The sequence below is a fragment of the Alkalitalea saponilacus genome, from assembly GCF_900168165.1.
GTDB lineage: Bacteria > Bacteroidota > Bacteroidia > Bacteroidales > Marinilabiliaceae > Natronoflexus > Natronoflexus saponilacus.
This window is the reverse complement of record NZ_FUYV01000008.1, coordinates 155,372-169,176: the sequence shown is the minus strand read 5'-3', so window position 1 is coordinate 169,176 and position 13,805 is coordinate 155,372. Positions and strand designations below refer to the sequence as shown.

12 protein-coding genes and 1 tRNA gene are annotated in these 13,805 nt (G+C 40.4%); 9 read left to right on the top strand and 4 right to left on the bottom strand.

Annotated elements, in window-relative coordinates; all coding sequences use genetic code 11:
- Positions 1-372: 372 nt before the first annotated feature.
- Positions 373-1,182 (bottom strand): mechanosensitive ion channel family protein, encoded by an 810-nt coding sequence (locus B5X70_RS08465; protein WP_079557465.1) that lies wholly within the window; start codon positions 1,180-1,182, stop codon positions 373-375.
- Positions 1,183-1,497: 315 nt separating this feature from the next.
- Positions 1,498-1,570, bottom strand: a tRNA-Met gene (locus B5X70_RS08460).
- Between the two features lie 421 nt (positions 1,571-1,991).
- Between B5X70_RS08460 and B5X70_RS08455 the strand changes: the two genes are divergently transcribed.
- From B5X70_RS08455 to pdxA, 9 genes are all read left to right on the top strand, one after another.
- Complete coding sequence (locus tag B5X70_RS08455; protein ID WP_079557464.1) at positions 1,992-2,873, top strand: M23 family metallopeptidase; 882 nt, start codon at positions 1,992-1,994, stop codon at positions 2,871-2,873.
- A gap of 42 nt (positions 2,874-2,915) precedes the next feature.
- Positions 2,916-4,067 (top strand): 1-deoxy-D-xylulose-5-phosphate reductoisomerase, encoded by a 1,152-nt coding sequence (locus tag B5X70_RS08450; protein ID WP_079557463.1) that lies wholly within the window; start codon positions 2,916-2,918, stop codon positions 4,065-4,067.
- Between the two features lie 241 nt (positions 4,068-4,308).
- Positions 4,309-5,628, top strand: coding sequence for an RIP metalloprotease RseP (gene rseP / locus B5X70_RS08445; RefSeq protein ID WP_079557462.1), 1,320 nt, complete (start codon positions 4,309-4,311; stop codon positions 5,626-5,628).
- Between the two features lie 40 nt (positions 5,629-5,668).
- Positions 5,669-5,881 (top strand): twin-arginine translocase TatA/TatE family subunit, encoded by a 213-nt coding sequence (gene tatA, locus B5X70_RS08440; RefSeq protein ID WP_079557461.1) that lies wholly within the window; start codon positions 5,669-5,671, stop codon positions 5,879-5,881.
- A 243-nt stretch (positions 5,882-6,124) separates the two neighbouring features.
- Positions 6,125-7,282: a lytic transglycosylase domain-containing protein gene (locus tag B5X70_RS08435; RefSeq protein WP_079557460.1), complete on the top strand. Its 1,158-nt coding sequence runs from the start codon at positions 6,125-6,127 to the stop codon at positions 7,280-7,282.
- A gap of 134 nt (positions 7,283-7,416) precedes the next feature.
- A complete protein-coding gene (locus B5X70_RS08430) occupies positions 7,417-8,436 on the top strand; it encodes a DUF4837 family protein (RefSeq protein ID WP_157666499.1) in 1,020 nt (339 codons plus the stop codon).
- Positions 8,436-8,816, top strand: a complete 381-nt coding sequence (locus B5X70_RS08425; protein WP_079557458.1) for a hypothetical protein — start codon at positions 8,436-8,438, stop codon at positions 8,814-8,816. Before B5X70_RS08430 ends, B5X70_RS08425 begins: the two co-directional genes overlap by 1 nt.
- 4 nt (positions 8,817-8,820) lie before the next feature.
- The gene (locus tag B5X70_RS08420; protein WP_079557457.1) at positions 8,821-10,269 is read left to right on the top strand and encodes a hypothetical protein; all 1,449 of its coding nucleotides are present in this window, start codon (positions 8,821-8,823) and stop codon (positions 10,267-10,269) included.
- A gap of 9 nt (positions 10,270-10,278) precedes the next feature.
- A complete protein-coding gene (pdxA, locus tag B5X70_RS08415) occupies positions 10,279-11,340 on the top strand; it encodes a 4-hydroxythreonine-4-phosphate dehydrogenase PdxA (protein ID WP_079557456.1) in 1,062 nt (353 codons plus the stop codon).
- A 151-nt stretch (positions 11,341-11,491) separates the two neighbouring features.
- Here pdxA and lpxA read toward each other — a convergent pair whose 3' ends face one another.
- Both lpxA and B5X70_RS08405 read right to left on the bottom strand, forming a co-directional pair.
- The gene (gene lpxA, locus B5X70_RS08410; protein ID WP_079557455.1) at positions 11,492-12,292 is read right to left on the bottom strand and encodes an acyl-ACP--UDP-N-acetylglucosamine O-acyltransferase; all 801 of its coding nucleotides are present in this window, start codon (positions 12,290-12,292) and stop codon (positions 11,492-11,494) included.
- 74 nt (positions 12,293-12,366) lie between these two features.
- A complete protein-coding gene (locus tag B5X70_RS08405) occupies positions 12,367-13,767 on the bottom strand; it encodes a bifunctional UDP-3-O-[3-hydroxymyristoyl] N-acetylglucosamine deacetylase/3-hydroxyacyl-ACP dehydratase (protein ID WP_079557454.1) in 1,401 nt (466 codons plus the stop codon).
- Positions 13,768-13,805: the final 38 nt, after the last annotated feature.

Genomic DNA, 13,805 nt, shown 5'->3' with positions numbered 1-13,805 from the left:
TCATTCTCCCAATCGCACCATACTGGAATTGAAATACTTCATCGGTTCCGTGCTTAGTCTCAATTTTGAAGCTCCCAATCGCACCATACTGGAATTGAAATATGTGTTTAAATATCTTCCATCCACCCCTGACCTGGCTCCCAATCGTACCGTAGTGGAATTGAAATAGCAAAATAACGTAACGCGGTAATTTACATAAGTTATTCTATTAACTGCATCCCTCAAGATATAGGAATTCGATACACATTCTTGTGTGAACTCCCCCATAATGCGCATTCCATTTTCGCATAAGCGCGAAAAAACAGAAAAAACCTTGTCTCCTTCTACGGGAAAATGGCTTTATCAGTGCATTATGCGCAACCTTGAAGGTACTTATTCCCCTTTCTTCAAGTGCACATCCATTTGAGGGAATGGAATATTAAGCCCTTCTTTCGGGAATGTATTGTAAACTTTTTCGTTCATATCGAAAAACACACCCCAAAAATCGGAAGCGTTTACCCATACTCTTACTGTTATATTCACTGAGCTGTCGCTCAATTCACCCAGTGCAATAAATGGAGCAGGATCATCTAAAATTCGCTGATCTTCACTAATAAGTCTCAATAAAACCTCTTTTGCTTTATCAAAACTATCACCATAAGCTATACCATAGGACCAGTCAACGCGGCGCGTAGATAGTGTCGAAAAATTTGTCAGGGAAGTCGTTGCCAACGATCCATTGGGTAAAATAATAGTTTTGTTGTCTGGAGTTCTGAGAATGGTAACAAAAATTTGAATTTCGCTAACGGTACCCGAATAACCCGAAGCTGTAATAAAATCTCCAACTTTAAAAGGTTTAAAAATCAGAAGGATCACCCCACCAGCAAAATTTTGAAGCGTGCCCGATAATGCTAAACCAACAGCAAGACCGGCAGCACCCAATATGGCGATAAATGAAGTCATCTGTATTCCGACCATTCCCATTACGCTAATCACCAGAAGAACCTTTAGCAGCATGACCAACATTGAACGGAGAAATGGACGAAGAGAGGCATCCAAACTCTTCGTTTCAAGAAAGCGTCTAAACCATTTTGAAAACCAGCTGATCAGCTGTAATCCAATCAATAAAACGATGATGGCGCCTAACAATCTTGGTCCATAAACCAAAACCAAGTCAAACAATTCTTTTTGAAGGTGTTCCATAATTTCAGTGTTTTGATTAATTTTCAATGTATATAAGAGATATGAAGTAAATAAATGGCTATCATCTGATTTACTTAACGATATCCAATTTACACATTTATATATTTAAATGACCTATAAGACATTTGCTTTTTTCTTCAGTTTTATAATATAAGAAATTCGCTAAACAATCCATCAAAAACTTTTCGTAGCTGGCTGTAATATAAGAGAATTGATAAATTAGACTTGATAATAATGAATTATAAAAGCGGAGGAGATACTATTGCTAACGTAAAGAAAAAAGGGTTGTTGATAAAACCAACAACCCTCTCTTAGTAGCGGGGGCCAGACTCGAACTGACGACCTTTGGGTTATGAGCCCAACGAGCTACCAACTGCTCCACCCCGCAATATATTTTTACAAAAAATTTGTTCTTAATCTTTAGAGATGATTGGAACGTTACCAACCCTCTTGCCTTTTGCGGTTGCAAATATAGAGGTTATATTCAGATAAAACAACATGCTTCTTGTTTTTTTTCGCCCCTTCTTTTCCAAATCACCCATACCTATTGAATATTTGACATTTACACACACAAATATTTTTGTAATTACAAAAATAAAAGATGTTTGATCTAACAAAACAGTAACAACAGCATAAGTCTATCAAAAAACTCTGAAGAAAACACCTCAACTTCAGGATATCATTTCAACCTCTACCGGATAAAACAAACTCATTAAATCACAGTCATTGGAAATAAACCAGAATACCTTTCACATATTGCTCTCCTTAATTAATATTTTTTAAATTTGTTGTTCTTTTAATGAGCAAAAATGGGAACAAACAAAAAGAAAAAATCACTTCTTAAGAAATTAAGGAGCAAATACAGGCTGGCCATCTTTAATGAGCAAACGTACGAGGAGGTTTTTGTAGTAAAGTTATCTCGACTAAATGTATTTACAATAGTTGGGACTTTTGGTGTGTTGCTTGTTATTTTGGTCACTATTCTTATTGCCTTCACAAGCTTAAGAGACTACATACCTGGCTATCCCGATGCGAACCAAAGACTATTGATTGTTCGTAATGCCCAAAGGGTCGACTCGCTGATCGTTGAATTAGAGAAGCGTGATCGCTTTATACAAAACTTCCAAACCATTTTAAGAGGAGATATTCCCGAACAGCTTGCATCTCCTGAAGATGAACCATCTTTGGCAGCATCAGATCCCAATATGCCCATTGACTTTTCAAGGTCGGAGGCTGACTCACTTTTCAGAAGACAAGTTGAACGGGAGGAACGGTTTAATCTATCTATGCAACAGCCAACTAGCCGAGCAATAGCATTGGAGAGTACTTTCTTTGTCAGTCCAATAAAAGGTATGATTGTTAACAGCTTTATGGAAACTCAGGGTCACTATGGTGTTGACATCGTTGCAGCTCCCGGTACACGTGTGTCAGCCATCATGGATGGGATGGTTGTATTCTCCGGTTGGACAGTTGAGACTGGTTACGTTATCCAGATACAGCATCCCAATAACATTCTATCGATTTACAAGCATAATGAAACCCTTCTAAAGGAAGTTGGACAAACAGTAAAAGCAGGGGAAGCCATTGCCCGAATTGGCAACACGGGAGAATTGACCACCGGCCCGCATCTTCACTTTGAGCTATGGTACAACGGAACCCCTTTGAATCCTGTGGATTACATCTCGTTTTAATCATTCCATTTATAAATACTAAACCAAAACAAGCAAAGCTGCATGCAAAAACGTATTGCCATATTGGGTTCAACCGGATCTATAGGGACACAGGCTCTGGAGGTAATTAAAACCCATCCTGAACTCTTTTCCATTGAAGTGCTTACTGCCAACAACAATGTCGAACTTCTGGCAAATCAAGCCAAAGAATATCAACCCAATGTAGTAGTTATTGGCAACAAAGAAAAATACGATGATTTAAAATCAGCTCTCAGCAACGAATCCATTAAGATTTATGCAGGAGAACAAGCCATTGAACAAGTAGCAGCTATGTCAACCATAGATATGGTGCTTACATCCATGGTTGGGTTTTCCGGCCTACTACCAACCATAAGAGCAGTTGAAGCAGGAATCCCGGTTGCACTGGCGAATAAAGAGACACTTGTTGTAGCCGGGGACTTAATCATGGAGCTTGCCGCCAAAAAACAGATCCCTGTTATCCCTGTCGACTCTGAACATTCAGCAATTTTCCAATGTTTACAGGGTGAAAAAGGAAATATCATTGAAAAAATAATGCTGACCGCCTCAGGTGGCCCCTTCAGGGGTAAAAGTGTAGATTTCCTGAAGAAAGTGACCAAATGCCAGGCTTTGAATCATCCCAATTGGAAAATGGGTGATAAAATAACCATTGATTCTGCCTCGTTAATGAATAAAGGTTTGGAAGCCATTGAAGCCAGATGGCTCTTCAATCTTCAACCCGATCAAATTGAGATCGTAGTACACCCTCAATCAATCATTCACAGTATGGTACAGTTTACTGATGGTTCCATTAAAGCACAAATGGGATTGCCCGATATGCGGCTACCAATTCAGTACGCCATGGCATTCCCAAGACGAATTGAAAACAATTTTCCCAGATTTAATTTTTCCGATTACCCGTCACTTACTTTTGAAAAAGCCGACGTGCATGTCTTTAAAAACCTTTCACTGGCGTACGAGGCCATGCGACAAGGAGGTAATGCTCCTTGTGTGTTAAACGCTGCCAACGAAGTTGTGGTTGATGCCTTTCTGAAAGGTCGTACAGGTTTTCTGCAAATGTCGCACATCATTGAAAAAACCATTGAAAAAAGCACTTTTATTGATAGGCCAATGTTTCAGGATTATCTTGAAACAGATGCGGAAGCCAGAAGAATTGCTGCAGAAATGATAAAATAACTATTCAGGCACAATACCTGATTGGTACACATCTATCCCCCAAAACAATGAAGATAATTAGAAAAAGAATATCTTTGTCAGTCGATAGATCGTTTAACTTTTAGAAAATCTGACTTGACAGATAATCAAAGCCATGGATTTCAGTCATTTACACACTGCATTGAAAAGCATTGAGATAATAACTATACCATAAGGTCAGAAAGTAAAACGAGCTACTATAAATTAAAATAAATAGAATTTAATGGAAATTTTAATTAAAACACTTCAGCTCATCCTAAGCCTCTCCATATTGGTCATTCTTCATGAATTTGGTCACTATTTCTTTGCTCGTTTATTCAATACGCGTGTTGAGAAGTTTTATCTCTTTTTTGATCCATGGTTTTCATTATTCAAATTTAAAAAAGGTGATACAGAGTATGGGATTGGTTGGCTACCTCTTGGAGGATATGTAAAGATATCCGGAATGATTGATGAATCAATGGACAAGGAGCAGCTGAGCCAACCACCACAACCACACGAGTTTCGCTCTAAGCCGGCATGGCAAAGGCTTTTGATTATGGTTGGAGGAGTATTGGTAAACTTTCTTACCGCCATTGTTATTTTCTGGATGATTCTCTTTAAATGGGGTGAAAGCTACATCCCCGCTGAGAATGCGAAGTATGGCTTTAACTTCCATCCAATTGCTCATGAAATTGGAGTACAGGATGGAGATCGGGTATTAATGGCCGACACCATTCAAATTACGACCATTAACAGAGTTGCAGCGCACATTTTGCTGGACAACGTAAAGTCCCTGACCATTGAAAGGAATGACTCGGTTATGACCCTGCCCATTCCACCGGAATTTAAACAAAGGCTGATGGCTGACGAGGTAAGAGTACTTGCCGAATTCCGGTTGCCGGTTATTGTAGACAGGCTGCAATCAGGCAGCAATGCCTATAAAGCCGGGTTAAAGCCTGGCGACAGCATAGTCGCCGTAGACAATAACAAAACTATATTTTTTAAAGAGTTCGCCGAAGAATTAAACAACAGAAAAGATAGCGAAGCCATTATCAGTCTCTACCGCGATCAGGAACTCCTGCATTTACCGGTTCAGGTAACAGAAGATGGGAAAATTGGTTTTTTCCCTAAAACTCCTCAAGCAATATTTGGATATACCCAAATCAATTATGGTTTCTTTGAAGCACTGCCGGCAGGAATTAACAAAGGTGTAAGTACGTTAAAAAATTATGTACGTCAATTCCGACTGGTATTTACCCGTGAAGGAGCCAGACAAATTGGAGGTTTTGGAACCATTGGAAGCCTTTTTGCCCCATCATGGGACTGGCAAAACTTTTGGTTTATGACAGCATTTCTGTCAATCATCCTCGCTTTTATGAACATATTGCCAATCCCCGCACTGGATGGAGGTCATGTTCTCTTTTTGATTTATGAAATTATTACCCGCCGAAAACCCAGCGAAAAGTTTATGGAGTACGCGCAAATGACCGGTATGATACTATTATTATCACTTCTCTTATATGCAAATGGGAATGATATATACCGGTACATCTTCAATTAAAAAATTGTTTAAATTTGAAACCTAAATAAAATCAATATCTATGACATCGCAATTATTTTTATTAGGCATGCCCGGCGGATGGGAACTTATTGTTATCATTCTGATAGTTGTGCTTCTTTTTGGTGGCCGTAAAATCCCTGAACTAATGAAAGGACTTGGGCAAGGAATGAAGGAGTTTAAAAAAGCCCGTAACGAAAAGGACGAGGACAACGATAAAAACAGCAAAGAGAACCCGGATGCACTAAAGGATTGATTCCAGATGAGAAATTGGCATCCAGAGTTTATAAAAAGTTCCGAAGATCTCAGCAAAATAACCAACAATCGGTCGATTCTTTGTGGACTTTGTAATTATAAACACCCACATCAGATAAATTCATTATACGTGGTGCTTACTTTCGCTTTCAGAAATATTCAATGAATATTTCAAACGGGATTGTATGCAGAATCTGTAAACAACAGAAATCCAGAGATGTAAAACACAAGTTAGAAAATTAATATGAAGTATCTTTTTGTTTCTCTTCTTCTGTTATTTATTCATCCGGCTATTCTAAAACCTGAAGAAAACCACAAACTATCAGCTTCAATAATTGAAAGCAGACTGGAGATTCTGGATGCCCTGACACCTATGCCTTTGGTTTACAACAGCTCTGTGCAGGCATATATTGATGTTTACACGGTAAGAAGAAGTGATCATCTTGCAGGAATCATTGGTAGGTCAGAACTATACTTCCCTTTATTTGAGGAATACCTTGACAAAATGGGACTTCCTCTGGAACTTAAATATCTTGCCGTAGTAGAATCAGCCCTCGAGCCCAGAGCAAGGTCAACTTCCGGGGCAAAAGGTTTATGGCAGTTTCTTTTTCAGGCGTCACGTCTATTTGATATGCAGGTGACCTCCTACATTGACGAAAGAGCTGATCCGGTTAAATCCACCGAAGCAGCATGCAGATACCTGAAATACCTATATGATAATTTTCACGACTGGAATTTGGTTCTGGCGGCATACAACGGAGGTATTGCTGCAGTAAAAGAGGCCATTGAAAAATCAGGAGGCAAAACCGACTATTGGGATATCAGGCCATATCTACCGGTTGAAACACAAGGTTACATACCGGCATTTATCGCCGTAAATTATGCCATGAATTACTATCCTGAATACGGCATTACTCCAAAGAACCCTCCTTTTACATACGACGACCTTGGTTTTGTAAATCTGGATTTCAGCATATCATTCAAGCAATTGAGTGTGTTTATTGATATCCCCATTGAAATGATTCGATTGCTGAATCCTGTATATTCAAAAGATTTTATCCCCGTAGCAGAAAGGCCTGTTCAAATTGTAATCCCCAAAGACAAGGTGATTCATTTCATTGAAAACAGAAGTAGTCTGATCAGAGAAGTTAGTCCTCCAGTGGAAGCCCTGCGTCCCTTTGGTTTTAATTATAATAAAAAAATGACCCGGCATACTGTTCAAAGGGGAGAGTTTTTCCATCGCATTGCCATGAGTTACAGAGTCAGGGTGGAAGACATTATGAAATGGAATAACTTAACTTCCCGGAATCTTTATGCAGGGCAACAACTAGTCATCTGGTATCAGCCAGAGGAAAACCCATTTTTCTTTGTTAATAAAGAGTACCCTTTGTTAGCTAATTAACAATCTGCACGCATCCACCTAAACAACTAACATTTAAACCTCTGAAACAAATGACATCACAAAAATACCATTCATAATTAATGGTATTTTTTTTGTATATTGCCAGATAGATAATCACTAAAATGAAGTACCGCATGAAAATATTACATCTATTCATAATCGCTGCACTAGCTATTATTTATTCAGGTTGTAAGGATGGCTCATTTCACAAGCCAAACATCACCGGGAGCATGGGAGAAGTCCTTGTTGTAATGGATGACAGGTGGAGAAACAGTGAACCGGGAGAACAGTTACAGTATATCCTCAGACAACCTATAGAAGGACTTCCACAGGTGGAATCCATTTTCACCTTATCAATGACTCCGCACAGAGCATTTAGTGATAACATGCGAACATTTCGCAATCTGCTAATCACCAACATTGGACCAGATGTAGATACCGAAGGGGTTCGTTTCTTTTCTGAAACAACCTGGGCAAGAGGCCAGTATATGGTTCATGTCAATGCTAGAACCCCGGAGAAATTCCTTGAAATTCTGGATGAAAATGAATTGCGTATCCTTGGATTTTTCCTGCGTGCTGAGCGACAGCGAAGCATCAGTTATTTCAGAAATTATCCGAATGCAGATTTAACCGAAGAGGTAAGAAGAAAATGGGACATCGATATCATCATCCCCAATACTTTCAGGAAAAACAACAGCCAGGATGATTTCTCCTGGATGTCACACGAAACTAATATTTCCAGTCAGGGACTGTTCATCTGGTCTTTTGATTATAAAGACGAATCATCTCTCTCTCGTGAATTAATTCTCAACAAAAGAGACTCTTTATTGCGTGCCAATGTTCCCGGTCATCACCAGGGTTCATTTATGAGCACTGAACATGATATTCCAATCACTTACAAACGATTTACGCTTAATGACCATCAGGCAGTGGAGCTTAGAGGGCTTTGGAAAGTGGTGGGAGATTTGATGGGAGGACCTTTCGTTCTCTATGCACATCATGATGTTGCAAATAATCGCGTTGTGGTTACCGATGGCTATGTTTTTCTACCCAACGAACCCAAAAAACGAAACCTGGTTTGGCAACTTGAGGCTATAAGCTATACGGTTAAATTTCCCGCCAACATAACGCAAAACACGGAAACCGAGTCTTGATGGAACTGCCGGCCATTACCAAGCAACATCTTAAATCAGCTGCCTCCCGGGATGATTTAATCAGGGAAACTGCCGCTCAGATCATTAAAGACTTTGGGGAGTTCAATCTGGATATAAGTTTTTCCGGCAATACAGGTAATTTCTATTTGGAATTGTCACAACAAATGGTCGGTCATGTCTCAGATATGCTTGCCAATAACCATTCAAGATTCCTGGGCTTAATGTACAGAATTGACATTGACAACAACCAGATTCGACAATATGAGATGGATATGCCTAATAACACCTACCCCGAAATCATTACCGAACTAATCATTCACAGGGAACTAAAGAAAGTCCTGATACGTGAATATTTCAGACAACAAGACAAAAAAGATTAATAACATGTCATTTACAATTAGAGCAACCCTGGAGGTACCGCAAGAAATCAGTAAAATATTTCTAATTCAAAATACAGAACAATTAAAAGACTTTATGTTCTCCGAAACGGAGATCGAATACATCGAAAAAAAATATCAGGAAAACGAAAAGGATAAATCACCTTTGGTGATCATCAAAAGGCTGAGCCAAATATTGGCCGTGGTAAAGCCAACAACCGATGAACCCCTTGAAATTATTAAAGAAAGAATGCGCCGCAGAGGCGCAGAAATCCTATCGGGTTTGAAAGCTGAAAAAAATGAGAAGGCTGCAATCATTGATCTAATCAGCAATCCACCACTCACCCTGGCTCTTGCTGAAGGTTTAGCACTTAACGCATACAGTTTCAACAAATATAAAACGGGCGAAAAAAACTCGCTAAATTATGAATTCTTAATTGTCAGCCCCCAGGTAAAAGGGTGCGACATTGCAAAACTTACCCGCGTAATTGAGGCTGTATATCTCGCCCGTGATTTGGTTAATGAACCTGTGGGCTATCTAAATGCTGAAAAGCTTGGCGAGCTGGTTCTTGAATATGCCGAAAAATTCGGCTTCAAGGCCGAAGTTTTTAACAAGAAAAAAATCGAAAGCCTCAAAATGGGTGGTCTATTGGCTGTAAATAAAGGAAGCATCGACCCACCCACCTTCTCTGTTTTAGAATGGAAGCCGGAAAATGCAGTCAATTCGAAACCGTATGTGATTGCCGGAAAAGGGGTGATGTTTGATACCGGAGGTGTCAATTTGAAAACCCCTCCCGGAAGTTTGGACACTATGAAATGCGATATGGGTGGAGCTGCATCGGTAATTGGGACAATGGCTGCTGTGGCAGCTAATGAACTCCCCGTACATGTCATCGGACTAATTCCCGCAACCGACAACCGACTTGGCGGACATGCCATCGTTCCGGGTGACATTCTAAAAATGCACAACGGCCTCACGGTTGAAGTCATCAACACCGATGCTGAAGGTCGTCTGATTCTGGCCGATGCCCTTAGTTTTTCTAAAAAATACGACCCCGAACTGGTCATTGATCTGGCCACTTTAACAGGAAATGCCGCCATAGCCATAGGGATTCACGGAATTGTGGCCATGGGAACAGCACCCCAAAATGTGCAGAATGAGTTAAACAATGCAGGTGACGAAGTATGCGAGCGTCTGGTATGGTTTCCATTCTGGGAAGATTACGACAAAAGCATTAAGTCAGATATAGCCGATATTAAAAATCTGGGAGAAAGAGAAGGTGGAGCCATCAGTGCCGGGAAATTTTTAGGTAAATTTGTAGATGCACCATGGGTGCATCTTGATATCGCAGGCCCTGCTTATGTCATGGCGGCCACTGACTATCGTCCCACAGGGGGAACCGGTGTTGGTGTGCGCCTGTTGTATCAGTTCTTTAACAGCAAATCATCCAAATAAAGAATCATTATGAGTTCAGACAAAATCAAAATAGCCATCACACAGGGAGATATTAACGGAATAGGGTATGAAATCATATTTAAGGCTTTAGCCGATCCTCGTATTCTAGAAATTTGCACTCCCGTTATTTACGGCTCATCAAAAGTTGCAGCGTACCACCGTAAAGCGCTCAATTTACCAGCCATTAGCTTAAACAACATTCGCTCGGCAGACGAGGCTCACCCCAAACGCATTAATATGGTGAACTGCCTGGACGATAACGTCAGGGTAGAATTAGGCAAACCAACTGAGATAAGTGGAAACGCTGCTTTTCTGGCTTTGGAAAAAGCAGTGGAAGATTTGAAGAAAGGATCTGCAGATGCCCTGGTAACAGCTCCCATCAACAAAAAAGTAATTCAATCAAACCAATTTGATTTTCCGGGACATACCGAATATCTTGCAAGCTCATTCTCAGGGAAACCTTTGATGCTGATGGTCAGTGACCTTCTAAGAGTGGGTGTGGTAACCGGTCACATTCCTCTGAGTCAAATATGCAGCGCTTTATCCAGTGAACTGATAATAGAAAAGTTGCGCATCCTGAACCAGTCGCTTAAAAAAGATTTCATGATACGAAAACCGCGAATTGCGGTTCTGGGACTCAACCCGCATGCCGGCGATAATGGGCTGCTTGGAAAAGAGGAAGATGAAATCATTAAACCTGCATTGGAAAAAGCCAAGGAGGAAGGTATCATGGCATTTGGCCCATATCCTGCCGACGGACTGTTTGCAACGGAAAACACCCGTAAATTTGATGCCATCCTGGCCATGTACCACGATCAGGGTTTGGCTCCGTTCAAGGCCCTTTCCTTCTCAACCGGAGTAAATTATACAGCAGGATTACCCATTGTAAGAACCTCTCCCGATCATGGCACGGCCTATGAAATTACAGGACAGAATCAGGCCGACGAACAATCCTTTCTTTCAGCAATTTACACAGCCATTGATGTCTTTAATTATAGGAAAAATTTCGACGAATTAAGTGCGAATCCTCTGAAAACAACAGACGTAAACTCTTTGGGGGCAGACGAATAGCCGTACTTCATCAATACTAATAAAGCCGGATTCATTAAATGAATCCGGCTTTATTAGTATTGATCAGACAACTAGATACATCATTGCGAAAACAGACCTCAACTGCTATAAAAAATCATGTATCTACTATCTTCTGGAAGTACGATATTAGTTATTCTTCTTTCTTACCGCCATTTTGGTGATATCCTTTAATAACTCCGCGCTGTGAGTTTTTCACAAACAGAATGATCTCATCACGCTCATTGGAAGCAGGTAATTCAGCTTCAATTCGCTCGATGGCATCTGAGTTATTAAGACCTGACTGAAACAAAACCCTGTAACAATCCTGGATATCCCGAATTTGCTCATTGGTGAAGTTTCTGCGTCGTAAACCTATTGAGTTTACACCAACATATTGAAGACGTTCACGACCTGCTTTTACATAGGGTGGTATATCCTTTCCGATCAAAGAACCTCCTGCTACCATCACATGGGCACCTACATGCACAAATTGATGTATGGCAGACAAACCTCCAACGATGGCAAAATCGTCAACAATAACCTCGCCTGCCACCTGCACACTATTTACAAGGATGACGTTATTACCAATAATGCTGTCATGAGCCACATGAACATAGGCCATTAGCAAACAGTTGTTTCCAACTACTGTTCTGCCCTTTGCTTTTGTTCCGCGGTTAATGGTTACAAATTCCCTTATGGTTGTATTGTCTCCTATTTCGGCGGTGGTTTCCTCTCCGGCAAACTTTAAATCCTGAGGAACGGCTCCTATAACAGCTCCCGGAAATATATTACAATTTTTACCAATGCGGCTGCCTTCCAGAATGGTTACATTTGAACCTATTCGGGTACCTTCACCAATTATTACATTTTTATCAATGGTTGCAAACGGATCGATTACAACATTTGGGGCTATTTTTGCCTCCGGATGAATATAAGCTAATGGTTGTTTCACTAAACAATTCTTTAAATAATAGTATTACTTTTTGCGATGCGATATATGATTTTCAATCATATACTTTTCGGTTCTCACTCCTTATTTTTAGCAATTTGAGCCATAAACTCCCCTTCTGCAACAATGGTATCACCAACAAAAGCTAATCCTTTCATATTGGCAACTCCTCTGCGGATTTCAGTCATCAACTCAAGCTTGAAAATGACTGTATCACCGGGCACCACTTTTTTTCGAAATTTAATATTGTCCTGTTTCAGGAAATATGTGCTGTAAGTGTGTGGATCGTCCAACTGGCCTAACACCAGGATACCTCCACATTGAGCCATGGCTTCTACCAGCAAAACTCCCGGCATAACCGGCTCGTCCGGGAAATGTCCCACGAAAAACGGTTCGTTCATGGTCACATTCTTAACTCCCACAATAACCTTATCCTGTAATTCTATAACTTTATCTACCAACAAGAAGGGTGGTCGATGCGGCAACAGTTTTTTTATCTGATTGATGTCGTAAACAGGCTCTTTGTTTGGATCGTAAACAGGAGCGTCTATTTTGAGTTGACGCTTACGAATCTCCTTTCTGAGCAGTTTGGTAAACTCCGCATTGATTTTATGCCCCGGCTTGCTTGCAATAATTCGTCCTTTAATGGGAGAACCACATAAAGCTAAATCTCCAATAACATCGAGCAATTTATGGCGCGCCGGCTCATTGGTAAAATGCAAATCAAGGTTGTTCAGAATCCCCGTTGGCTTAACTTCCACTTTGGGTTTATTAAACAATGTCGCAAGGTGATCGAGTTCTTCCTGAGTTACCGGTTTATCAATGATGATGATGGCATTATCAAGATCCCCTCCTTTTATGAGGTTATTTTTAAGCAATGGTTCCAGTTCATGTAGAAAGACAAATGTGCGACACATGGATATCTCATCGTCAAAAGCATCCAAACTTTCAATGGTAGCAAACTGATTTGCCAAATGAAGGGATTTATCAAAAGAGATCATGATTTGCGCAGAAAAACCACTATCTGGCAGTGCAATGATGTAGCTTCCGGTTTCGGGATCTTCCACCATCATTTTTTCACGTACTTCAAAGTATTCGCGATCGGCACTCTGTTCTTTAATCCCTGCTTCCTTTATGGCCGCAACATAAAATTTGGAACTTCCGTCAAGAATGGGAGCCTCGGGTCCGTCCACATCAATCAAACAGTTATCAACCCCAAGTCCGCGCAATGCTGCAAGACAGTGCTCTATGGTACTAACTTTTGCTTCACCTTCCTGAATAACGGTTCCTCGTTGGGTATAAACCACGTTATCAACCAAAGCCTTAATTACAGGTTGACCTTCCATGTCGGTTCTGCGAATGCGGTATCCGTAGTTATCTTCGGCAGGATTCAATGTTAACTTAACGTTTACTCCTGTATGCAATCCCGGCCCTTGCAGGGTAACCGGTTTACTGATTGTTCTTTGTTTATCAGCCATTATGAATTAAGTTTTGTGCTTTTTTCAAAATTTGTAAT

What these genes read in the sequence shown, in the direction of transcription:
- B5X70_RS08420 (WP_079557457.1), top strand. Translation starts at nt 8,821, where the DNA reads ATGTCATTTACAATTAGAGCAACCCTGGAGGTACCGCAAGAAATCAGT.
- B5X70_RS08450 (WP_079557463.1), top strand. Translation starts at nt 2,916, where the DNA reads ATGCAAAAACGTATTGCCATATTGGGTTCAACCGGATCTATAGGGACA.
- rseP (WP_079557462.1), top strand. Translation starts at nt 4,309, where the DNA reads ATGGAAATTTTAATTAAAACACTTCAGCTCATCCTAAGCCTCTCCATA.
- pdxA (WP_079557456.1), top strand. Translation starts at nt 10,279, where the DNA reads ATGAGTTCAGACAAAATCAAAATAGCCATCACACAGGGAGATATTAAC.
- B5X70_RS08405 (WP_079557454.1), bottom strand. Translation starts at nt 13,767, where the DNA reads ATGGCTGATAAACAAAGAACAATCAGTAAACCGGTTACCCTGCAAGGG.
- B5X70_RS08430 (WP_157666499.1), top strand. Translation starts at nt 7,417, where the DNA reads ATGAAAATATTACATCTATTCATAATCGCTGCACTAGCTATTATTTAT.
- B5X70_RS08425 (WP_079557458.1), top strand. Translation starts at nt 8,436, where the DNA reads ATGGAACTGCCGGCCATTACCAAGCAACATCTTAAATCAGCTGCCTCC.
- B5X70_RS08435 (WP_079557460.1), top strand. Translation starts at nt 6,125, where the DNA reads ATGAAGTATCTTTTTGTTTCTCTTCTTCTGTTATTTATTCATCCGGCT.
- B5X70_RS08455 (WP_079557464.1), top strand. Translation starts at nt 1,992, where the DNA reads ATGGGAACAAACAAAAAGAAAAAATCACTTCTTAAGAAATTAAGGAGC.
- tatA (WP_079557461.1), top strand. Translation starts at nt 5,669, where the DNA reads ATGACATCGCAATTATTTTTATTAGGCATGCCCGGCGGATGGGAACTT.
- B5X70_RS08465 (WP_079557465.1), bottom strand. Translation starts at nt 1,182, where the DNA reads ATGGAACACCTTCAAAAAGAATTGTTTGACTTGGTTTTGGTTTATGGA.